We start from the raw sequence: 20,699 nt of genomic DNA, 5'->3' as shown, positions 1-20,699 counted from the left end.
ACGTGCTCAACCTCGACCGCCTGCCCCTCTCCCGCAAGCAGTTGCGCAGCGTGGGCCAGGCCACCCGCCGTATCAACCTCTGGCACGGCAGCGTACGGAGCGGGAAGACGATCGCCTCGCTACTCGCGTTCGTCATCGCCGTCGCCACGGCGGGCCCTTCCGGACTCATCATCGTGTGCGGGCGCAGCTTGCAGACGATCGAGCGGAACGTGTTCGAGCCCTTGCAGGACGGCGCCCTGTTCGGCCCGCTCGCCAAGCACGTGCACCACACCCGCGGCGCAACCACGGCGACGATCCTCGGCCGCACCGTCCACCTGATCGGCGCCGCCGACACCCGCGCCGAGGGCAGGCTCAGAGGGTTGACGGCGCAGCTCGCATACGTCGACGAGGCCACCCTCATGCCCGAGGGTTTTTGGACGCAGCTCCTCGCCCGCCTCAGCGTTCCCGGGGCGCGCCTGTACGCGACGACGAACCCGGACTCGCCGCGCCACTGGTTGAAGGTTGGGTACCTCGACCGCGCGGCCGAACTGAACTTGCGCGCCTGGCACTTCAAGCTGTCCGACAACCCGTCGCTATCGCCCGAGTACGTCGCCGACCTCTCCGCCGAGCACGTCGGTCTGTGGCGCCGCCGGATGATCGACGGCGCGTGGTGTGTCGCTGAGGGCGCCATCTACGACATGTGGGCCGAGGCGCGGCACGTCGTCGACGAGCTGCCGGAGATGCGCCGCTACTGGGCGGGCGTCGACTACGGCACCACCAACGCAACCAGCGTGATCCTGCTCGGCCTCGGCGTCGACGACCGGCTGTACGCGTGCGCGGAGTGGCGCCACGACAGCAAGAGCACGCACCGGCAGATGACCGATGCTCAGTACAGCGCCGCCGTCCGCGCCTGGCTGCATCGTCAGGAAGTGACGCCCGAGTGGCTGTTCATCGACCCGAGCGCCGCGAGCTTCATCACGCAGATGTGGGCCGACGGCGCCGAGGGCATCGCCCGCGCCTCCAACGAGGTTACGGACGGAATCCGCTCCGTCTCTTCGCTGCTCGCCGCCGACCGCCTTCTCGTGCACCGCAGTTGCGAGGGGCTGCTCGACGAACTGCCCGCCTACTGCTGGGACCCCAAGGCGACCGAACGCGGCGAAGACAAGCCGCTGAAAGTGGACGACCACTCAGCCGACGCACTGCGCTACGTCGTCCACAGCACGGCGCACGAGTGGCGGCAACTGCTCACCAATACAACCGGGAACGCGGAACCTTGATCGTCTTACCTGATTCCCACCTATTGATGACCCATGTGCAACGCGCCCACGTGTACGGACTGAGAACGCCCAGCAGCAACACAGGTAGCGCCGAGAACTGTTGCCACCCAGGCAACCGCCACCCATTCACCTGTTCCCATAACACTACGGTGCCAGCCAGCAACATGAAGAGGACTGAGCAGCGTCGACGAAAGCGGGCAAGGGCCACGTACTTGCTCCAACGCTTCTGATCATTGGCAGCTTGGACTGCTTCCGCGTCCAAGATCTCGCGTTGTCGCTGCTCCCAGCGACGCCGCACCTCCTGCGATTCCGGGCTGATGGGTGTGCCACCGAGCACTACGTCGCCGTGCACGGGTCCCGTCTGCACGGCATGTCCCCCGACGCATCCACTCAACTCATTACGCGTGAACGGCTCTTCGCTCATGGGGCGGAAGATACGCCAGGCGCGCGACTGATCACCATCGGAGGAACCATGCCCCTCCCTGAGTCTGGCGCCCCGTGGCCGCCGCCGCAGTGGGCCGAGGTCTACCGCGAGATCGCCGTCGACGACGCTTGGTACAGCGGCGACCGGCGCCGCCTCGCCAAGGTCTACGGCCACCACCAGGAGCACGCCGAGCGGCGCCGCCTGTGGGGGCGCAAGTCCGTCGACCACCACCCGCGGCGTGACAACCGGCTGCACATACCCCTGCCCGGCGATATCGCCTCCACAAGCGCCGACCTGCTGTTCGCGGACATGCCCGCCATCGCCGTCGACGACAAGACCACACAGGCCCGCCTCGACGTGCTGCTCGACGAGTGCCGCGTGCAGCAGGTGATGCTGTCGGCCACCGAGCAGGCTGCCGCCCTCTCCGGCATCTACCTGCGCGCCACGTGGGACCGCGAACTTGCGCCCCGGCCCATCCTCGAAGCGGTGCAGCCCGACGCGGCCGTACCCGAGTTCCGGTTCGGGATGCTCAGGGCCGTGACGTTCTGGCGCGAGCTGGACAGCGGCGACGCGCACACCGTCTTCCGGCACTTCGAGCGGAACGAGCCTGGCTCTGTCGTGCACGCCCTCTACCGGGGCACCGCCGACAACGTCGGCAGGCCGGTGCCGCTCACCGAACACGCCGACACGGCCACGCTCGTGCCGTCTCTCAGCGAGGACGGCGTCAGCATCGCCACCGGCATACGCGATCTGACGGCCGCCTACGTGCCCAACATGCTGCCCAACCGGCGGCACCGCGGGGCGCCCCTCGGCCGCTCGGACTTCGCGGCCCCGGTGTACGACCAGTTCGACGCGCTCGACGAGACGTGGACAAGCTGGATGCGCGACATCCGCCTCGCCCGCGCACGGCTCATCGTTCCGGACGGCTACCTACGCGACCACGGTCCCGGCCACGGCGCCAGCTTCGACGACGACCGCGAGGTGTGGCACTCCCTGAAGATGCCGCCCAACGACGGCGCGGGGATCACGATCAACCAGTTCGCCATCCGAGTTGAGGAGCACCACCGAACCGCCGAAGCGCTCATGCGGCAAGCCGCCCAGTCCGCCGGGTACTCCGCCCAGAGCTTCGGTCTCGACGGAGGCGGGCAGCCCATCACCGCGACCGAGTCGGACAGCCGCGACGCACGGTCGATGGTGACGCGGAAGAAGAAGACTGGCTATGTCCGACACCCGCTCGCCGACATGCTGCACGTCATGTTGCAGCTCGACGTGCAGCACTTCGGCGCGAAGATCACCCCGGAGCGCCCGAAGGTCGAGTTCGGCGACGGCGTCGCCGAATCCGAGCAGACCACCGCGACCACGCTCGACCTGCTCAACCGCGCAGGCGCGGTAAGCACCGCCACCAAGGTCAAGATCCTGCACCCGGAGTGGGACGACACCGCCGTACGGGCCGAGGTCGCCGCGATCCTCGCAGAGACCGGCGCGGGCGCACCCGACCCCGTCGGCACGTACCCCATGTGACGGGCTACTCGGCACGGAAGAGGATGCGCAAGACGCGCTCGGCGCGCTCCCTCCGCTCCGTGTCCCGCCCCAGCATCACGACCGCGATCAGCCCGACAACAACCAGGCACAACATGCCGACGGCGACTCGCACCGCGAGATTCAGTGTCACGCGGGCACCCTTGCCCAGCCGACGACTTGCCCGCTACGTGACACGGGATTATCACCGCAGGTCAGAGCGGGTGGTGTGTGATGTACTCCACACGAAGGGGGTACGTCCGTGCCGATCCATCCGGGCATGGTCGAGCCCTTGGCCGAGCGCACGCGGGACCTGTACGCGGACGCCGAGCGGCGGCTCTTTGAGTTGATCGCGCGGCAGCTCGCCGCCGGGCTGGAGGCGCCCGGGTGGGCCGAGCGGAAGCTCGCCGCCGTGCAGCAGCTCCGTCGCGCGTCTCAGGCCGTCGTCGACCAGCTCGGTACCGCCGTGGACCTCGAAGTGTTCGAGGTGGTCGCCGAGGCGTACAACGTCGGGCACCGCTCCGCCGTCGCGGAGCTGGGGGCGCTCGACGACGACGGCCGCCGCCTGGTCGACGAGATCGCCCCGCAGGCGCAGGCCGTCGACCGGATCGCGGCCGAGACCGTCGACCGGATCACCTCGACGCATCGCAGCATCCTGCGCGCCATCGTCGACGGGTTCCGCGCCGTCGTCTCTGAAGTGGTCGCCGCGGTCTCTCTGGGCACGGCCACCCGCAGGCAGGCCACGGCTGACGCGATGCGCCGCTTCGCGGACCGGGGCATCACCAGCTTCCGCGACCGCTCCGGCCGACGCTGGCAACTCACGTCGTACGCGGAGATGGCCGTACGGACGGCGACGGCGCGCGCGGCGACCGAGGCGCACACGCGCACGCTGGCCGAGGCGGGTATCGATCTCGTCGTCGTCAGCGACTCCCCGCGCGAGTGCCCCCTTTGCCGCCCGTGGGAAGGCAAGGTGCTCACGCTCGACGGGCCTCCCGGCGCCCGTACGGTCGAGGTCGAGCACGCCGTCGACGACGGCCGCATGGTGTCGGTGCGTGTCGCCGGATCGCTCGATGAAGCGCGCCGTGCTGGCCTCCAGCATCCGAACTGCCGTCACAGCACCAGCGCGTACACGCCCGGTCTGACGCGCGCCGAGCCGGCTCGTAGCGACCCTGCCGGGTACGAGGCCGGACAGCGGCAGCGCGCCATCGAACGGAACATCCGCAAGCACAAGAACCGTGAGGCCGCCGCCCCGACGCCCGAGGCCAAGCGCGCCGCCCGCGCGAAGGTGCGGCAGTGGCAGGCCGCCATGCGCGACCACCTCGCCGCGCACCCGGACCTTCGCCGCCTGCCTGCCCGCGAGCAGCCCGGCGCCTCCAACCTTCCGCCGAGCCGGACCGAGGCCACCGCGGAGCAGGTCGAGGCCGCCCGTACGTGGTCCGGTGACGAGCAGTCCATACGGGAGATGAGCGACGACCAGCTCGCCGCCGCCGTCCGCTCCGGCATCCTCGATGAGCGGGCCCTCGCCCGCGTCGAGGCCGAGCTCGACCGGCGCGACCTCGCCGCCCGCCTGCCGGGTGTGCGGCCGGAGCTGGTCGGCCTGTCCGACGCCGACCTCGCCGCCCGCGCGCGTGACGCCGACCCGGCAATGCTCGCGCTGCTCGCCGCCGAGGCCGCGCGCCGCGACCTGCTCGCGCGGCTGTTCCCCGGCGGGCATCTGCTCGGCGAGCTGTCCGACGTGTCTGACGACGAGCTCGCATGGGCCATGTCCTACGCCAACGAGGACGAGCTCGCCCGCATCGCCGCCGAGATGGACCGCCGCGACGGCGTACCGCTCCCGGCCCCGTCGGACACGGGCGACGCAGTGCTCGACCTGCTCGCCGACCGGAACGCGCTCGCTGCTGCGATGGCACCCGCGCCCGACCCGGAAGGGTGGGGAGCATGGGCCGCAGACGCCGAGCCGTCCGACACGTCCGACGGTCCGACGCACGACACGTCCGACGAGCAGCGGCGTCTGACACGGCGTGAGGCGCGGGCGCTGTACGACGAGTACGTGTACGCGCAGTACCTCGCCGCCGAGGACGATTGCCGCGGCTACCTACTCAACAAGAAGGCGCAGGCCGCCGGAGTCGACCCCGTGTCGCTGTTCTCTGGGCCCGCGCGCATCGCGTACGCGCGCGCTTCCGAGGAACTGCGCCGCTGGTGGAGCGAGCACGGCAGAATGACTCAAGCCGAGTTCGTCGAGCAGGCCACCGGCCAGCCCCAGCGCTGGGCCGCGTCCGCCCGCTACAACGACGCCAAGGAACAGCAGCGGAGGTAGCTCGTGGGCACACGTGAAGAGATCGCCCGCGCCGTGACCGACGGCCGCGACGCAGGCCGCCGCGGCGACCGGCCGACCGCCTGCCCGCACCCGCGTGACTCCCTGCTGCGGCGAGCGTGGATTCGCGGCTACGCCGAGACGCGACCGCTCAGCACACAGACACGCCCGGCGCGCCAGTTATAGGAACGGTCGGCAGTCTCTAACTCCTGCTCCTTAAGAGCGGAGCTCAAAGTACACAGTTGCCACGAAAGAGATGACGGCCATAGGCGCGCCGAAGATGCTGGCGAGTTCTGCCAGCCGTCTGCGGAGGGGTTCGGCGTCGTTCTGACCCCCCGGCCCTGCTCTCCGAGGAAGCCCCTGCACTGACACAACAACCAGGGCGACAAACGATCCTGTGAGAAGTACGAGGCTGGGAATGAGAGCCCAGTGCAGCCCGAGAAACAAAGCAATCAACGTGCTGACGGTCCCACAGATGACGTTGGCGATCATCTTGAGCACTCGGGCATTTCGCTCTGTCACGTTGAATCTTGCCCGTATCGACAGCACGGTCGCCATAAAAAGCAACAATACGCACAGAGCGAACATCTCATCATCATTCTTCGGCATGTGTTCCCCCCTTCACTCAGTGCCCAACACGTTCAGGACATGCCCAGGTTGAACAGGGCTCACTCGACGATGGAAGCCCACTGCATTGCCCACGGGCCCGCCAGGAGCAGGCCCTTTTACATGCCTCAATACCCGCCAGGAGCGGGTTCGATCGCACCAGGAGTGCACGCCATGAGCGACGACAACAGCGCCCCGGGCCAGCAGCAGGGCGCACCGGCAGGTGAGGGCGGGCAGGGCCCGACCGGCACTGCGCCGAAGCCGACCCCGCCCGCGGCGCCGCCGACCGGCGAGGGACAGCAGCAGGGCGAGGACACGGCCGCGCAGGTCGCGCGCCTCGAATCCGAGCTCGCCGCCGCCCGCGCCGAGGCGGGCAAGTCCCGCATTACGGCGAAGCAGAAGGCCGCCGACGAGGCGCGCCAGGAGCTCGCCGACAAGCTGCTCGGCATTCTCGACCCGAGCAAGGCCGGGCAGCAGGCAACGCCCGAGGAGCTGACGCAGCAGCTCAGCACCGCGCAGGAGCAGGCAAGGTCGACCGCTGTCGAGCTCGCCGTGTACCGCACCGCGCGGGAGGCCGGGGGCGACCCCGACGCGCTGCTCGACTCCCGCCAGTTCGCCGACGCCGTCGCCGAGCTCGACCCGACCGACACGGCCGCCGTGCGCGCCGCCGTCGAGGCCGCCGTCGCCGCGAACCCGAAGCTCGCCGCCCAGCCCGCCGGGCCGCCGCGCGGGGGCGCCGAGTTCGGCGGGCCCCCGTCGCAGGGGGTCACCGCCGCCCAGTTCGCCGCCATGGACTACGCCCAGCGCGCCGAGCTGTTCCAGAGCGCACCCGACACATACCGGCGCCTCGCCGCTTCCTGATCCCGGCACCCGCCGCCGGGCATCCCACCCCGCCCGGCGCCGCGCCGGAGAGAAGGAGTACCCGTCATGGCCGAGACCAAGGCCGCGAACCTGATCGTCCCCGAGGTGTGGGCCGACATGGCACAGGCCCGGTTCACCGGCGCCGTGCGCGTCGGCGGATCGTCCGCCGTCCTCACCGACAACACCCTCGTGGGGCAGCCCGGGGACACGATCAACTTCCCGAAGTGGGGCGCGCTCGGCGAGCTCGACGAGCTAACCGAGGCCGTCGCCATGGGCACGTCCGTGATGGGCCAGAGCAGCAGCTCGGCCACTATCAAGGAAGCCGGTAAGGGTGTGGAGATCTCGGACAAGGCAATGCTGACCGCGCTCGGCGACCCGCGCGGCGAGGCACAGCGTCAGTTCGGCATCCTCGCCGCCCGCAAGGTCGACGCGGACCTCATCAAGCAGGCCGCGGCCGACGAGACCGCGCAGGGAGGCGGCAAGCCCTACGAGTACGCCGCGACCGAGACGGCCCTCTCGTGGAAGGTGATCAACCACGCCGCGGGCATGTTCGGCGACGAGTTCGACCCTTCCGACTTCGCGGGCGTCTTCATCAACAGCTCTCAGCGCACGCAGGTGTGGGACGACCCGCAGTTCACGGACGCGTCCAAGCTCGGGACCTCCATCCCTGTGACTACGGGCACGATCGGCGCCCTGGCCGGTATCCCGGTCATCGTCACGGACCGGGTGACTGCGGGCCGCTTCCTGATGCTCAAGACCAACAGCCTCGGCCTGCTCTACAAGCGGGCCCCGATCGTCGAGACCGACCGCGACATCCTCAAGCGCACGACCGTGATCACTACGAACATGCACTACGCGGTGAAGCGGCTCGACGACAAGGGCGTGTGCGTCGGCACCCTCGCCACCGAGGAGGGCGGCGCGTGATGATGCTCCGTCGCTACCACCAGGGCATGCCGTCCGGCCCCACGCCCGATACCACGCCGCCCGAGTCCGACGGCACGTCGGACACTTCGCCAGACGCCCCGCAGCCCAAGACCGCGGGGCGTTCGCGTTCCCGCAGCAAGACCACGGAAGAGGGGTGAGCGGTGCCCCGGATCTACGCCACCCCCGAACAGCTCACGGCGTGGACCGGGGACCCGGCACCGCCGGATGCCGAGCGGCTGCTTGCGCGTGCCAGCGAAGACGTGGACGACGCGCTACTCGCCGCCGTCTACGCCTCGGACGCCACGGGCATGCCCACACACTCCGACACCCGGCAGGCCCTCGCCGACGCCGTGTGCGCGCAGGTCGAGTACCAGCAGGCGACCGGGGACGACGGCACGGGCGCGGCTGGCCGATGGGACTCCGTCAGCATCGGCCCCGTGTCCCTATCCGGCCGCAAGGACGGCCCGACGGCCGCGGGCGACGTGGACCTCGCCCCCCGCGCGCACCGCGCGCTACGGCGGGCCGGACTGCTGCCGGGGGTGATCTGGTGACCCGCGTCCCCAGATGGCTGCTCCGCCACCGGATCACATTCGAGCCGTACCTCGGCGACAGCGCGTACGGCCAGAAGTACGGGCCGCCGGTCGAGGACGTGCCCGCCCTGGTCGGAGAAAAGATCCGGCTTGTCCGCGACCGCGAGGGCCGACAGGTCACGAGCACCGCACAGATCATCGCCGAGCCCGGCCTCGACTGTCCGGCGGAGTCGCGGATCACCCTCCCCGACGGCCGGATCACCAAGGCGATAGCCGTCGCCCACCACACCGCGCCGGGACTGCCGGTGCCGCAGTGCACGGAGGTGAGCGCCGAGTGACGCAGCGCTCCCGCCTCAGATGGAACGGACAGGCCGCCATGCGCGGCACCCGTGCCGGGGCCGTGCGAGGTCTGCGGATCGCCGCCGAGCACGTACTCACCGAGTCGCGGAAGGTCGTCCCGATCGAAGAGGCCACCCTCGAACGGAGCGGCGTCGCGACGGTCGACGAGTCGCAGCTCACGGCCGCCGTGGCGTACGACACGGCGTATGCGATCAGGCAACACGAGGAGCTGAATTACCGGCACGACGCCGGTCGGACGGCGAAGTACCTCGAACGCCCCCTCACAGAGCAGGCCGACGCGGTCGCCGAGATCATCGCCGCGGAGCTGCGGAGGTCGCTCCGTGGCTGACCTCGACCCGCTCGACGGCGTCGCCCGCCTGCTCGCCGCGCGCGGCCTGGTCACCTACGACCCGGGCGGCACGACCGGTGATCTGTTCGTCGAGACCATGCCGCCCGCCCCCGATGCCGCGGTCGCCCTTTGGCTGTACGACGGCGGCGCCCAGGACGCCCGCAACCCCGACGACGTGTACCGCCTACAGGTGCGCGTGCGGGGCGGGCCCGATCCGCGCGTCTCCCGCCGCCGCTGCACCGCCATCTACGGCGAGTTGAACGGTCTGACCGACACCGAGCTCGCCGACGGTACGTGGCTCATCCTCGCCGCCGCGCGCGGCACCCCCGCCCCCATGGGGCCCGATTCCTCCGGCCGACACGAACACGTCGTGAACTTCGACCTGTCCGTGTGGACCCCCACCATCCACCGCCCCGAATAGGAGGCACCCCATGGCCGGTCGGCCCATCTCCGCCCGCGACTGGATATTCGAGGTCGAGGACCACGCCACCCCCGGTACGTGGCTGACGATCGGACGGCTCACGTCCTGGAACGTCAACCCGAGCGAGAACGAAGAGACGGCGGACACGACGACGTTCGACAGCGAAGGGCACTACGAGCAGGACGTCATGCAGCGTGGCGCCACCCTCAGTATCGAGGGCAAGTATGCCGCGAACAGCGGCGTGCAGGACCCGGGGCAGGCGTACATCGACGACGTGTGGACCTACCGTCTCGGCGAGGAGTCCAGAGGACAGGTCCGCTACCGGCACAAGAGCCAGACGTCATGGGCCGTGTGGGAGTGCACCGTCAGCCCCGGGGAGCGCGGCGGCGAGACGAACGACAAGGTGTCGTGGTCCGCGAGTTTCACCCGATGCGGCCCGCCGACCAGCGAAGCCGTGACCCCGGCGCCTGGTGTGACCGCTCTTGCCAGCAAGAGCAGCAAGACCATGGGGGAGCGTGAGGCCGCGTGAGCGAGTACGACCAGGAGCTGGACGAGCAGGGCGTCGAGATCGCCGACTTCGACGCGTTCTTCGCCGAGCAGGCCGAGCCGGAGAAGCCCGGTATCCCGCTGCGGCTGTACGGCCGCACCTACACCCTGCCCGGCAGCCTGCCCGCGCTGTTCACGCTCCAGCTCCAGCGCGTGCAGAACAGCGCCCGCCCCGAGGACGTACGGCGCCTGCTGTCGAGCCTGTTCGGCCCGGACGCGGTCGACGAGTGGAGCGAGCGCGGCATGTCCGACCGGCACCTCGGCATCGTTCTTCTGTGGGGCACGGCCAATGTCGCCGAGCCCGGCAGCGTCAGCATGGAGCGCGCGGCCGAGCTGTACGACGAGCGCAAGCAGGCCAAGGCCGCGCAGGGAAAAGCCAAGCCGCGGCCGACCACAGCCAAGCCGAAGAGCAAGGCCAAGGCGAAGGCGAAGCCGCGGACTTCTGGCACGCGGTCCTGATCCACTGGCGTGCGGTCGAGGCTGATCTCGCCGCCGTCTACGGCACCACCGCCGAACAACTCGCCACGGTGAGCACGCGGCGCCTGCTGGTGCTGCTCTCTGGGCTTCCTGCCGAGTCCCGGTTCGCCACTGCGTGGCGCCGTACACCCCGCACGGTCACTGACCCGGACGAGATCGCCCGTCTGACTGGGGTCTGACCAGCACAACAACCACAACTGCATAGCGCGCGGCCCGCCGGGCGGTGAGGGGGTGCCCCCTTGCTCACCATCGGCGAGCTGGTCGGCTTCATCGACCTCGACGACTCCGGGGCACAGCGGGGCGTCGACCGGACCGAGGCTGCTCTCGCCGCTCTACAGCGGGGCACCGACGGGCGGTTGCGCGACATGCGCGGCCGGTTCGTCGCGGAGGGCGCGGCCATGGGCGCCGCGCTCGGTGTCGGCGTCGGGGGTGGCGCGGAGCGTGCGGGCGCCGGTTTGGCCGGTATCGGCCCGCTGCTCGGCGTCGCCAAGACGGCCACGCTCGCCCTGTCGGCCTCGGCCCTGGTGGCTGGGGGCGCGCTCGCCGCCGTGCCGCTGGCCGTGATCGGCCTCGGCGCGGCCGTTCTCAAAGAGAACGCGCAGGTCAAGTCAGCCTTTTCTGACCTGTCGGAGCACATCAAGAGCGAGGCAGCCGAGCTCGCCGAGCCCATGGTCGGGCCGCTGGTCGACGCCGCCGAACAGCTCGGCAGCGCGTTCGACAGCCTCGCTCCGCAGATCGGGCAGCTTTTCGAGGGCGCCGCGCCGCTGGTCGTTCCGCTGGCAACGGGCCTCGGCAACCTCGCCGCGGGCGTCCTGCCGGGCCTGGTCGCCGCGGTCGAGGCCGCTGCGCCCGTGGTCGACGCCCTGGCAACGGGCCTCGGCGACCTCGGCGAGGGCCTGGGCGGGTTCTTCGAGGGGGTCGCCGCCGGAGCAGGCGGCGCGGCCGAAGGGCTGGGCGGGCTGCTCGGCGCGGTCGGCACGATCCTGCCCGCGCTCGGACTGCTGGTCGGCGCCCTCGCCGCGGCGGGGGGCCCGGTGCTGGCCGCACTGGCGGGCGCGCTCGGCCCGGTCATCGCGCAACTTGCGGGCGCGCTCGGCCCCGCGCTGGCCGCACTCGGCCCGCCCCTGGCGACGCTGGTCGGCGCGCTCGGCGAGGGCCTGGCGCCGGTCGCCGCCGCGCTCGGCCCCATCCTCGCCGCCGCCGCGTCGGCGTTCGGCGAGCTGGTCGGCGCCCTGGCGCCACTCCTGCCCGTCCTCGGCACCCTGGTCGCCGCGGTCCTGCCCGCGCTGACACCGCTGCTCGACGCGGTGCGCACGGTGATAGCCGCTGTGACCCCGGTGGTCATGGTGCTGGTGTCCGCCCTGGCGGGCGCACTGGCGCCGGTCCTGGCGCTGCTGCCTGCGCTCGTCGGGCCCATCGCCGATGTGCTGGCGCGGCTGGCGCTGGCAGTCCTGCCTATCCTCTCGGCGCTGATCGCCGCCCTCGCACCGGTGATCGGCGTACTCGCACAGGCGTTCGGTAAGATCCTTGTTGCCCTGACTCCGCTGATCGTCGCCCTCGGCGATCTGCTGATCGGCGCGCTCGGCGCGCTGATGCCGATCATCGAGCCGATTATCGGCGTGGTCGGCACGCTCGCGGGCATCCTGGCGTCCGGTCTGGCCGCGGTGCTCTCCGGCGTCGTCGTCCCGATCATCCGGGCGCTGGTCGCGCTGCTGACCGGCGATTTCGACCAGGCGTGGGAGCTGGCGAAGCAGGCCGTATCGCGAGCTGGCGAGCTGATCGCCAAGGCTGTGACCAAGCTCGGTGAGTGGGTCGGCAAGGGCATCTCTGCTGCGGTCGACTGGATCACCAGCCTGCCCGGTAGGGCGTATGACGCCCTCGAACCGCTCGGCACGAAGCTGATCGTGCAGGGGACACAAGCTCTTTTCCGGTTCCGCGCCGCCGTCATCGCCAAGGGGCTGGAAGCCGTGGCGTGGATGCGGGGGCTTCCCGCCCGCCTCGCCTCCGCGCTCGGCAACCTGGGCAACCTGCTGGTCGGCAAGGGTAAGGACATCGTCCGCGGCCTGTGGTCCGGCATCCGTTCCATGGGCGCGTGGCTGCGCTCGACGCTCACCTCGTGGGCGAAAGAGCTCATCCCCGGACCGATCGCGAAGGCGCTCGGGATCGCCTCACCCTCGCGCGTCATGGCGCAACAGGTTGGCAGGTGGATTCCCGCCGGACTGGTCAAGGGCATTGAGGGCGGCGCGGCGGCACTGGACCGCACCATGCGGGACCTGGTGACCCCGCCCGCCGTACCCGCCATGACACCCGCCACGGCGGGCGCGTACGGGACGCCGTACGGCACGGCGTCGTCCGGCGCGACGGTTCACGTCGAGCACTGGCACGCGGCCGAGAACGGCACCCCCGACGACAACGCCAAGGCGTTGGCGTGGCTGGCCAAGGCAAGGGGGTGAGCTGGTGCCGCCCGGCGACAAGGTCACCAAGCCCGGTCATGTCCAGTACGGCGACTTCCTGTTCGGCCCCGGCACCCCCTACCGGTGGCAGTCCATCACCGGATGGGAAGAGCTACCGGCCCTGGACTCCGGCACGGTGCTGCGCCCTGCCGCGCACGGCGCGATACCGGGCCTGCTGCTCGCGCAGGCGCGCACAATCGGCCTCGACGGGCTGATCATGCGCGCCCCGCGGGCGACCATCGGCGCCGTGGTTGGCGCCCTGAACCGCGCCACCGTTCCGACCATCGACGAGCTGCCGCTCGTCGCGTGGCTCGACGAGCGCGGGCCCCTGCTCGTCCACGCCCGTGCGGTGCGCCGCGCAATCCCCGCCGGGCTCGGCTACCGCGTCGGCACCATCGCCGGGGCCGCGGTCGAGTTCGAGGCCACCGACCCGCGCAGGTACGAGCTGGTCGAGCGGACCGCTACGGCCTCCCTGCCCGCGCCCGAACCGGGTCTCGTGTGGCCGCTGGTGTGGCCGTTGGACTTCGGGCAGCCCGGCGAGTCCGGCGCGATGACCGTCATCAACGCGGGCGACGCCGAGACACACCCCCTGGTCACGTTCCGGGGGCCGATGGAACGGCCCTCGCTTACGAACATCGGCAACGGCGACGCCCTCGAATACGACCTCCCGCTGACCGTCGACGACGTACTGATCGTCGACACCCTCGCGGGCACGGCCACCCTCAACGGCACCGCCTCGCGGCTGTTCGCTGCGACGCCCCGCTCGGTGCCCGAGCAGACATTCACCTTTCCCCCCGGCGAGACGGCTCTCGTCCTGCGCGCGACCGGCACCCCCGGCGCGTCCGTGACCGTCCGGTACCGCTCGGCCTTCTGGTAAGGAGTACCCCCGCATGACCGTGCGCGCTGCATGGCTGCTGCCCCAGGGGCAGACCCGCGAGGACACCCGTGTGACCCCCGTGGGCACGATGGTGCCCGAGGGGCCGCTCACGACCCGCGGCGGCGTCATCCCCGGCGGGGCGCCGCTCGCCGCGACCCCGGCCGGGGCGATGGCGGTACAGATCGGCGTCGGCCGCGCCACCGTGCAGGGCACGACGGCGCAGGGTCCGTACCCGGTGGTCGTCGACGCTCCCGAGACGCTGACGCTCGGCGACGGTGACGCCCTCGACCGCATCGACACCGTGATCGTGCGCATCTACGACGGCATGTACGACGTGGAGGGGCAGACCCTTGCCGCGATCGAGGTCGTGCGGGGAACCGCGGCCGGGGCGCCGTCGGCGCCCGTGCTGCCCCCGGCCTCGTTGCCGCTGTGGGACGTGCGGGTACGGGCGGGCGCCTCGGCCGCCACCGGCGGTATCGCCTGGGCATCGGCCCTGACCGACCGGCGCCGCTGGACGGTCGCCGTCGGCGGCATCGTGCCGCGCGGCGGCCCCTCGACGTGGGCGGGGGCGTATGACGGCCAGTACCGCGACAACGGCGGCGTACTGGAGCGCTGGTCATCCGAGACGGGCGCATGGGTCACCTACCGGCCCCCGGAGTTGCCCGCGCAGACCACCGAGAGCGGGTTCTCGACCGCCACCGGGTGGACGCTGAACGACTTCAACGCCCGCCGCCGCAACGGCACCGTGACCTTCTCCGTCTACCTGCGCCGCTCCGGGGGCCCGCTCAGCGACAAGACGAACCTCCCCGACACCTTCGTCGGCACCTTGCCCGGTGGCTGGCGGCCCCCCTTCACCGTCGAGGCCCTGGCGACCGACGGCTACGGGGACGGCGCGGTACGCGTCGAGGCCGACGGCCAGCTCTACCTACGGACATGGTCACCCGCCCTGGTGCTGGCGACCGACAACAACATGCGGGTGAGCGCCACCTACGTGCAGTGAGGCGAGGGGGCGGCGATGATCCCCACCCCCCGCACCACGTACCGGGTCCTCTTCTGCGACCTGATGACCGACCGACTCATCGACTCCCTGCCGGTCACGGGCGTGCAGCTCGACGACTACATCGGCAAGACGGGATCGCTCCGCGCCACCGTGCCCGTGCCGAACCGCGAGCTTGCCGAGCGGGCGCGGCGCGCACTCACCCCGGGCCGTACCGGCGTGTGGGTCGAGCGCGGGCCCGACCTGTGGTGGGGCGGCATCCTGTGGACTCTGTCCCTCGCCTCCGACCAGCGCGGGTTCCTCGGCGCACAGATCCAGGCCGGGAGCTGGGAAAGCTACCTCTACCGCCGGTTGCTGCACGACGACTACACCGCGACCGGCCGCGATCAGTTCGACATCGTGCGCGACCTGCTCAACTACGTGCAGGCCGTGCCCGGCGGCGACCTCGGCATCAGCGCGGACGCGCACCCATCGGGCGTGCTCCGCGACCGTACGTATTCCCGGTACGACCTCCCCGCCATCGGCGACCTGCTCGACGACCTCGCCGCGAGCGAGGGCGGGTTCGAGTGGCGTATCGCGAGCTTCCGGGACGGCGAGCGGCGCCGCGTGCGACAGCTCCAGCTCGGGGCCCCGGTGCTGAGCGCGGGCGCCGTCGACGTGGTGCTCGACCACCCCGGCCCCGTCCTGTCCTACACGTGGCCCGCTGACGCGACCAGCATGGCGACCGCGTGGCGCTCCCGCGGCGCGAGCATCAACCGCAACCAGACCGAAGACAGCGTTCCCCTGCTCTCCCCGCGGCTGGTGGCCGAGCAGGACATCGCCGACGGGTGGCCGCGGCTGGATGGCACGTCGGACTACACGACCGTAGAGGAACAGGGCACGCTCGACGCGTACGCGCGCGCCGACCTCGCCGCCGCCCGACGCCCGCAGCAGATACCCGAGGTCGAGGTACTGCTCGGCGGCATCATCACCCCGGCCCTGATCGGCGCCACCGTGCGCGTGCGCATCCGCGACCTGTGGCACCCGACCGCGCTCGACCAGCGGTACCGCGTCGTCGGCATGTCCATCACCCCGCCCGAGCGTGGCCGCCCCGAGACGGCGCGCCTGTACCTGGAGGTGCCCGAAGCATGACCGCCGTTCCCCGTGATCTGCTCGACCGCATCGCCAAGCTCGAACGCGAGGTGCGGACCTTGCGAGGCCGGTCGCAGATCCGGCCCGCGCTCGACTCCGTTCTCGGCGGCGACGTGGTGATCGGCGAGGGCGGACAGCTCGTCGCCAAGACCCCCGACGGGACGCATACGTTCACCGTCGGCCAGACCCGCGAGGGCGATTGGGGCGTCGGCCTGGGCCGCGCGGACGGCTCCCGGGCCGTCACTGTGGGAGACGAGGTCAGCGCATCAGGCCAGATGGTGCGCATGTTCAGCCGCGACGCCGACGTGATCGTGATGGACGACGCGCACGCCGACGGCTATCTCGGCCGACCGTGGGTGCCCATCCCCATGACCGGCGCCGTACCCATGTCGTCGAGCTCCTGGTCGTCCGCGCTCGTCGGGCAGTGGCGCGTACAACACGCTGTGCTCGTCGCTACGTTCTCGCTCCACGCCCCCGCGGGCACCACGTGCGAGGCGCGGCTCGTCATGGGCACGGGCGACACCCCGCAGCAGCTCGGCCCCACCCTCACCGCCACAGGCGGCGCGGAGGAGTTCACCACCCTCCGTGTCCTGCCCGGCGAGCACGGCCAGGCGCACGGCGTCGTCACGCTGCTGCGCCTCCAGACCCGCCGCACCTCCGGCACCGGCACCGGCAACCTCTGGTGCACGGGCCTGTGGGGCGACCACACCACGTCGGCCGCCGAGGCCGCATGACCCCCGAAAGGGCCTCCGCTTTGGCACCGCTCCCCGAGTCCATCCCTACCGTCCGCGTCACCGGCCGCTACTTGCTCCCCGACGGCACCCCCTTGAAGGGTCAGCTCATCTTCCGCGCGCCCGCGCTGCTGACGTTCGGTGCGGCCGACGTGATGCTCGCCGGGCCCGTCGTCGCCCAGCTCGACGCCACGGGCGCCGCCGCCGTGGTGCTCCCCGCCACCGACGCCCCGGGCATGGACCCCGTCGGCTGGACGTACACCGTCACCGAGCAGCTATCCGGCGTGCCGAGCAACCGCTCGTACTCGCTGCTGCTGCCGCGCGATCGCCCCGAGGTCGACCTCGCGGACGTGGCGCCGACCGACCCGGGCAAGCCCAACTACGTCCGCGGGCAGTCCGCGTACGAGCTGGCAGTCGTCGAGGGGTTCGAGGGCACTCCGGTGCAGTGGCTCGACTCTCTCATCGGGCCGCCCGGACCCGCCGGCTCGGTCGGGCCCGCCGGACCGCAGGGCGACCCGGGCCCCGTCGGACCGCAGGGCCCAAAGGGCGACCCGGGCGATGGCAGCGTGAACAGCGTCAACGGCGACTTTGGCCCCGACATCGTGCTCGACGCGGACGACGTGCACGCCGTGCCCGACACCGCGCCGGGCGCCCCTGGCGGCGTCGCCCAGCTCGATGCCGACGGGCGCCTCGTCCCGGCCCAGCGACCCGCCTACACCGCGGCCGACGTGGACGCCGTCCCCGCCGACCAGCTCGGCGCCCCCGGCGGCGTCGCCACCCTCGACGACACAGGCAAGATTCCGCCCGCGCAGCTCCCCGCGAGCAGCAGCTCGGACACCTACAACGTCCGCAGCTTCGGTGCGCGGGGCGACGGCGTCGCTGACGACGCACCCGCGTTCCGCGCGGCTCTGCTCGCCGCGGGCGCCGCCGGGGGCGGCACCGTCCGAATCCCCGTCGGCGTCTACCTCATGAACAGCCCCGCGGGTGAGTGGCCCGCGCCGTGCCTGTACGTCCGCGAGGGCGTCACCATCGCCGCCGACAACGGCGCCATCGTCCGCCGCGGCCTGTCCCTCTCGGCGCGGATGGTGCAGAACTTCGACGGCGCCGAGACCCGCCCCGGGTACACCGGGCACGGCCGCATCCGGATCACGGGCGGCACCTGGGACGGCAACGCCCCGGACAAGGTCGGCAGCGGGAACATGTTCGCGTTCGCCCACGCCGAGGGAATCACGATCGATCACGTGCGCGTCATCGATCAGCCCAGCAATCACGCTGTCGAGCTGAACGCGATCAGCAACGCCACGGTGGCTCACTGCCAGTTCGAGGGCTGCGTACCGAAAATCGACTCGCCGCAGACCACCGAGGCGATCCAGATCGACGCCGCGCTCGGCGCGGAAGGACTCGAAGGCGGCTTGCCGTACGACGGCACGCACTCGCGGGATATCACCGTGACTGGCTGCTACACCGGCCCGTCAGCAGCGTGCGGGCCCTGGGGTCTGCTCGTCGGCTCACACGCCAGCGACACCGCCAGCGTCTACCGGCGCATCTCCGTCATCGGCAACACCGTTGCCGACAGCCTCTCCTACGGCATCCGGGCCTATGACTGGTACGACTCCGTCATCGCCAACAACCGAATCGGCGGGTCGAACAGGAGCGGCTACCGGGCCGGGGTCATGGTCACGTCCGGCAAGAGCAAAAGCGACGGCGTGCTGATCACAGGCAATGTCCTGAACAACGTCGGGGGCCCGGGATACGGCGCGATCCAGATCGAGACGCACTCCGGTGCCACGCAGGCCGGGGGCTGCATCATCTCCAACAACATCGTCAGCGGGTACAGCGGTGACGGCATCAAGTCCGATGGCGACGCCACACAGATCACCGGGAATTTCATCCGCGCCGCCAACGCAGGCGCAACGCTCGGCATCAACGTGCCGAGCGGCGGGTCACACGCCAACGTGTCGCTGAACCGGGTCACCGGCGGGCGCGGCGCGTCCGTACCGTCCGGAACGATCGTCTACGGCAACGACCCCGTCATCACCCCTGCCGCCGCGTAGGCAGCCCGAACACCGCACGCCCCGGCACCGCGCCGCGGGCGTTTTCTCATGCCCAGGAGGCATCCCCTATGACCGTTCGCGGCATCGACGTGTCGTCGTACCAGTCCACGGGCTACAGCACAAAGGATCTCGATTTCGTCATCGTCAAGGCCACCGAAGGCACGTCGTACATCAACCCCAAGCAGGTCGCGCAGGCGAAGCGCGCCCGCGAGGCCGGGCTCGTCGTCGGCTTCTACCACTTCCTTCGCGGCTCCAGCGGCATGAAGGAACAGGCCCGGTACTTCGTCGAGAAGTGCGCCAGCCTGCACGGCGACATGCTGTTCGCGGACTGGGAAGACCCGTCCGTCTCCTGCGCGGAGAAGGACCAGTTCCTCGCCGAGGTCAAGAGGCTGCGCGGGAAGACCCACCGCGTCGGGCTGTACTGCAATGTGGATTACTGGACCCGCCGCGACACCACCAGCAACGCGGGCGACGCGCTGTGGATCGCGCAATACAACGGCAAGCCGGGAAAGCCCAGCGTCAAGCACGCGTGGCGCTTCCACCAGTACACCGACAACCCCATCGACAAGAACGTCGGCGACTTCAAGGACCGGGCCGCGCTGCGCAAGTGGGCCGACAAGGACGGCACCGCACCGAAGCCGTACACCCCGCCCGCCTTCCCGACCGGTCTCGCTCCCGGCAAGGCCAAGCCGTCCGCGAAGCCCCTCCAGCGCGCGGCGAAGGCCGCCGGGTTCATGGCCGCGGGCGTCAAGGAGTCCGACAACTACGGCCCCGCGACTCAGAAGGCCGTCGCCGCCTTCCACAACGCGCATCCGGAGTACCGCGCCGAAGGCAAGAGCTACGACTCGGCCATCGGCCCGAAGGGCTGGGCCAAGCTGCACCGCCTCGCCTACGGCCGATAGTCCCCGGGCCCACGTCCGCCGCTGGCCCGTTTCCCACTTCCCCCAGAGAGGTTCACCCCCCATGTCCCCCGCCACCAAGCGCACCGTCCGCACCATCATTCAGACCACCGTGGCTATCGCCGTCGCTCTGCCCGCGATCGTCTCTGCGTCTGGCATCCCCGAGTCCCTGCCGTGGGTCGTCGGGGCTCTCGCCGTCGCGGGCGGCCTCGCCCGCGTCATGGCGCTGCCCCAGGTCGAGGCCCTGCTCGACCGCGTCGGCCTCGGCCTCGACGACGGGAGCGACACCGCCCGATGACCTCGCCGCCCCCCACTGATCCGGCTTCCGTGACGCTCGAACTGGAGCGGTTGCGGAGGTCGGTCGAGGTCGGGTTCGCCAAGACCGACGGCGCGCTCGCGCTGCTCGTCCAGCGAAGTGATCAGAGCGAGAAGCAGCTCGCCGATCATGACGCCCGCCTCGCCTCACTGGAGCGGGCGCGCTGGCCCCTGCCGAGCATCGCCGCCCTGGTCGCCGTCATCGGCCTCGCCCTCACCCTGTGGCAGCTCGCCGCCCGCTGATGGCGCCGCCCGTCATCGTCCGCCGTGGCATTCTGCCCGTGTGACTACGCCGAAGTACCGAGAGATCGAAAGCACCATCAGGGCCCGTATCGCTGATGGCACGTACCCGCCCGGCTCGGCCCTTCCTGCTGAGGAAACTCTCGCTGCGGAGTTCGGTGTCACGCGCCCGACCGTGCGCGCTGGCCTCGCGGAGCTCCGCGCGACTGACGCCGTAGCCGTGCTCGCCGGTCGTGGGATGTTCGTGCGCGACCCCGAGCTCACCGCGCTACGGCGTGAGCGCGATGTGGCCTGGGCCATGGCTGGCCGTGAGGCCGACCGTGCCGAGCAGGCAGAGGCCACCGTTCGCCGCGCGCTCGACCTCGCCGGGTCCCTGGAGGTCGAGGGACACCCCGATATCGCAGCCCGCATCCGCAGCACACTGGAACCGTAGACAC

24 protein-coding genes are annotated in these 20,699 nt (G+C 71.1%); 22 read left to right on the top strand and 2 right to left on the bottom strand.

What is annotated here, in order from left to right; all coding sequences use genetic code 11:
- The first annotated feature begins 2 nt into the window (after positions 1–2).
- Together ACWGJ2_RS04300 and ACWGJ2_RS04295 are read left to right on the top strand one after the other, a co-directional pair.
- Positions 3–1,256 carry a PBSX family phage terminase large subunit gene (locus ACWGJ2_RS04300; RefSeq protein ID WP_453344405.1) on the top strand — a complete coding sequence of 418 codons (1,254 nt, stop codon included), beginning with the start codon at positions 3–5 and terminating at the stop codon, positions 1,254–1,256.
- A gap of 472 nt (positions 1,257–1,728) precedes the next feature.
- Entirely contained in the window at positions 1,729–3,201 is a 1,473-nt protein-coding gene (locus tag ACWGJ2_RS04295; protein WP_453344404.1) for a phage capsid protein, read from the top strand.
- Positions 3,202–3,205: 4 nt separating this feature from the next.
- On the opposite strand, the gene ACWGJ2_RS04290 is transcribed toward ACWGJ2_RS04295, so the two are convergent.
- Positions 3,206–3,352 carry a hypothetical protein gene (locus ACWGJ2_RS04290; protein ID WP_453344403.1) on the bottom strand — a complete coding sequence of 49 codons (147 nt, stop codon included), beginning with the start codon at positions 3,350–3,352 and terminating at the stop codon, positions 3,206–3,208.
- A gap of 108 nt (positions 3,353–3,460) precedes the next feature.
- On the opposite strand from ACWGJ2_RS04290, the gene ACWGJ2_RS04285 reads away from it, so the two are divergent.
- Both ACWGJ2_RS04285 and ACWGJ2_RS04280 read left to right on the top strand, forming a co-directional pair.
- Positions 3,461–5,515, top strand: a complete 2,055-nt coding sequence (locus ACWGJ2_RS04285; protein ID WP_453344402.1) for a phage minor capsid protein — start codon at positions 3,461–3,463, stop codon at positions 5,513–5,515.
- 3 nt (positions 5,516–5,518) lie between these two features.
- Positions 5,519–5,698, top strand: coding sequence for an Rmf/CrpP fold protein (locus ACWGJ2_RS04280; RefSeq protein WP_453344401.1), 180 nt, complete (start codon positions 5,519–5,521; stop codon positions 5,696–5,698).
- A 30-nt stretch (positions 5,699–5,728) separates the two neighbouring features.
- Here ACWGJ2_RS04280 and ACWGJ2_RS04275 read toward each other — a convergent pair whose 3' ends face one another.
- A complete protein-coding gene (locus tag ACWGJ2_RS04275; RefSeq protein ID WP_453344400.1) occupies positions 5,729–6,121 on the bottom strand; it encodes a hypothetical protein in 393 nt (130 codons plus the stop codon).
- Between the two features lie 171 nt (positions 6,122–6,292).
- On the opposite strand from ACWGJ2_RS04275, the gene ACWGJ2_RS04270 reads away from it, so the two are divergent.
- The 18 genes from ACWGJ2_RS04270 to ACWGJ2_RS04185 all read left to right on the top strand — a co-directional run bounded on the left by ACWGJ2_RS04270 (position 6,293) and on the right by ACWGJ2_RS04185 (position 20,695).
- On the top strand, positions 6,293–6,979 hold the full coding sequence (locus ACWGJ2_RS04270) for a hypothetical protein (protein WP_453344399.1): 687 nt from the start codon (positions 6,293–6,295) through the stop codon (positions 6,977–6,979).
- 66 nt (positions 6,980–7,045) lie between these two features.
- Positions 7,046–7,903, top strand: coding sequence for a N4-gp56 family major capsid protein (locus ACWGJ2_RS04265; protein ID WP_453344398.1), 858 nt, complete (start codon positions 7,046–7,048; stop codon positions 7,901–7,903).
- 161 nt (positions 7,904–8,064) lie between these two features.
- Positions 8,065–8,454: a hypothetical protein gene (locus ACWGJ2_RS04260; protein ID WP_453344397.1), complete on the top strand. Its 390-nt coding sequence runs from the start codon at positions 8,065–8,067 to the stop codon at positions 8,452–8,454.
- Positions 8,451–8,771, top strand: a complete 321-nt coding sequence (locus tag ACWGJ2_RS04255; protein ID WP_453344396.1) for a hypothetical protein — start codon at positions 8,451–8,453, stop codon at positions 8,769–8,771. Before ACWGJ2_RS04260 ends, ACWGJ2_RS04255 begins: the two co-directional genes overlap by 4 nt.
- Entirely contained in the window at positions 8,768–9,121 is a 354-nt protein-coding gene (locus ACWGJ2_RS04250; RefSeq protein ID WP_453344395.1) for a hypothetical protein, read from the top strand. The genes ACWGJ2_RS04255 and ACWGJ2_RS04250 overlap by 4 nt, the downstream gene beginning before the upstream one ends.
- Positions 9,114–9,542 (top strand): minor capsid protein, encoded by a 429-nt coding sequence (locus ACWGJ2_RS04245; RefSeq protein WP_453344394.1) that lies wholly within the window; start codon positions 9,114–9,116, stop codon positions 9,540–9,542. Before ACWGJ2_RS04250 ends, ACWGJ2_RS04245 begins: the two co-directional genes overlap by 8 nt.
- 10 nt (positions 9,543–9,552) lie before the next feature.
- A complete protein-coding gene (locus ACWGJ2_RS04240; protein WP_453344393.1) occupies positions 9,553–10,071 on the top strand; it encodes a phage tail tube protein in 519 nt (172 codons plus the stop codon).
- Entirely contained in the window at positions 10,068–10,547 is a 480-nt protein-coding gene (locus ACWGJ2_RS04235) for a hypothetical protein (RefSeq protein ID WP_453344392.1), read from the top strand. The genes ACWGJ2_RS04240 and ACWGJ2_RS04235 overlap by 4 nt, the downstream gene beginning before the upstream one ends.
- Before the next feature lie 257 nt (positions 10,548–10,804).
- Entirely contained in the window at positions 10,805–13,018 is a 2,214-nt protein-coding gene (locus ACWGJ2_RS04230) for a phage tail protein (RefSeq protein WP_453344391.1), read from the top strand.
- Between the two features lie 4 nt (positions 13,019–13,022).
- Positions 13,023–13,895, top strand: coding sequence for a phage distal tail protein (locus ACWGJ2_RS04225; RefSeq protein WP_453344390.1), 873 nt, complete (start codon positions 13,023–13,025; stop codon positions 13,893–13,895).
- Positions 13,896–13,908: 13 nt separating this feature from the next.
- The gene (locus tag ACWGJ2_RS04220; RefSeq protein ID WP_453344389.1) at positions 13,909–14,895 is read left to right on the top strand and encodes a hypothetical protein; all 987 of its coding nucleotides are present in this window, start codon (positions 13,909–13,911) and stop codon (positions 14,893–14,895) included.
- 15 nt (positions 14,896–14,910) lie between these two features.
- Complete coding sequence (locus ACWGJ2_RS04215; RefSeq protein ID WP_453344388.1) at positions 14,911–16,023, top strand: hypothetical protein; 1,113 nt, start codon at positions 14,911–14,913, stop codon at positions 16,021–16,023.
- Positions 16,020–16,757, top strand: coding sequence for a hypothetical protein (locus ACWGJ2_RS04210; protein ID WP_453344387.1), 738 nt, complete (start codon positions 16,020–16,022; stop codon positions 16,755–16,757). The genes ACWGJ2_RS04215 and ACWGJ2_RS04210 overlap by 4 nt, the downstream gene beginning before the upstream one ends.
- Positions 16,754–18,808: a glycosyl hydrolase family 28-related protein gene (locus tag ACWGJ2_RS04205; RefSeq protein ID WP_453344386.1), complete on the top strand. Its 2,055-nt coding sequence runs from the start codon at positions 16,754–16,756 to the stop codon at positions 18,806–18,808. Before ACWGJ2_RS04210 ends, ACWGJ2_RS04205 begins: the two co-directional genes overlap by 4 nt.
- A gap of 68 nt (positions 18,809–18,876) precedes the next feature.
- Positions 18,877–19,710, top strand: coding sequence for a glycoside hydrolase family 25 protein (locus ACWGJ2_RS04200; protein WP_453344385.1), 834 nt, complete (start codon positions 18,877–18,879; stop codon positions 19,708–19,710).
- 61 nt (positions 19,711–19,771) lie between these two features.
- Complete coding sequence (locus ACWGJ2_RS04195; RefSeq protein WP_453344384.1) at positions 19,772–20,005, top strand: hypothetical protein; 234 nt, start codon at positions 19,772–19,774, stop codon at positions 20,003–20,005.
- Positions 20,002–20,265 carry a hypothetical protein gene (locus tag ACWGJ2_RS04190; RefSeq protein ID WP_453344383.1) on the top strand — a complete coding sequence of 88 codons (264 nt, stop codon included), beginning with the start codon at positions 20,002–20,004 and terminating at the stop codon, positions 20,263–20,265. The genes ACWGJ2_RS04195 and ACWGJ2_RS04190 overlap by 4 nt, the downstream gene beginning before the upstream one ends.
- A 40-nt stretch (positions 20,266–20,305) precedes the next feature.
- The gene (locus ACWGJ2_RS04185) at positions 20,306–20,695 is read left to right on the top strand and encodes a winged helix-turn-helix domain-containing protein (RefSeq protein ID WP_453344382.1); all 390 of its coding nucleotides are present in this window, start codon (positions 20,306–20,308) and stop codon (positions 20,693–20,695) included.
- Positions 20,696–20,699: the final 4 nt, after the last annotated feature.

Source organism: Streptomyces sp. NPDC054796, assembly GCF_053611545.1.
This window is presented reverse-complemented; position numbering and strand designations above follow the sequence as displayed.

Bases quoted from the DNA above. Each gene is read 5' to 3' on its own strand.
- ACWGJ2_RS04265 (WP_453344398.1), top strand. From the start codon at position 7,046: ATGGCCGAGACCAAGGCCGCGAACCTGATCGTCCCCGAGGTGTGGGCC.
- ACWGJ2_RS04205 (WP_453344386.1), top strand. From the start codon at position 16,754: ATGACCCCCGAAAGGGCCTCCGCTTTGGCACCGCTCCCCGAGTCCATC.
- ACWGJ2_RS04190 (WP_453344383.1), top strand. From the start codon at position 20,002: ATGACCTCGCCGCCCCCCACTGATCCGGCTTCCGTGACGCTCGAACTG.
- ACWGJ2_RS04295 (WP_453344404.1), top strand. From the start codon at position 1,729: ATGCCCCTCCCTGAGTCTGGCGCCCCGTGGCCGCCGCCGCAGTGGGCC.
- ACWGJ2_RS04220 (WP_453344389.1), top strand. From the start codon at position 13,909: ATGACCGTGCGCGCTGCATGGCTGCTGCCCCAGGGGCAGACCCGCGAG.
- ACWGJ2_RS04215 (WP_453344388.1), top strand. From the start codon at position 14,911: ATGATCCCCACCCCCCGCACCACGTACCGGGTCCTCTTCTGCGACCTG.
- ACWGJ2_RS04270 (WP_453344399.1), top strand. From the start codon at position 6,293: ATGAGCGACGACAACAGCGCCCCGGGCCAGCAGCAGGGCGCACCGGCA.
- ACWGJ2_RS04275 (WP_453344400.1), bottom strand. From the start codon at position 6,121: ATGCCGAAGAATGATGATGAGATGTTCGCTCTGTGCGTATTGTTGCTT.
- ACWGJ2_RS04210 (WP_453344387.1), top strand. From the start codon at position 16,020: ATGACCGCCGTTCCCCGTGATCTGCTCGACCGCATCGCCAAGCTCGAA.
- ACWGJ2_RS04240 (WP_453344393.1), top strand. From the start codon at position 9,553: ATGGCCGGTCGGCCCATCTCCGCCCGCGACTGGATATTCGAGGTCGAG.
- ACWGJ2_RS04200 (WP_453344385.1), top strand. From the start codon at position 18,877: ATGACCGTTCGCGGCATCGACGTGTCGTCGTACCAGTCCACGGGCTAC.
- ACWGJ2_RS04195 (WP_453344384.1), top strand. From the start codon at position 19,772: ATGTCCCCCGCCACCAAGCGCACCGTCCGCACCATCATTCAGACCACC.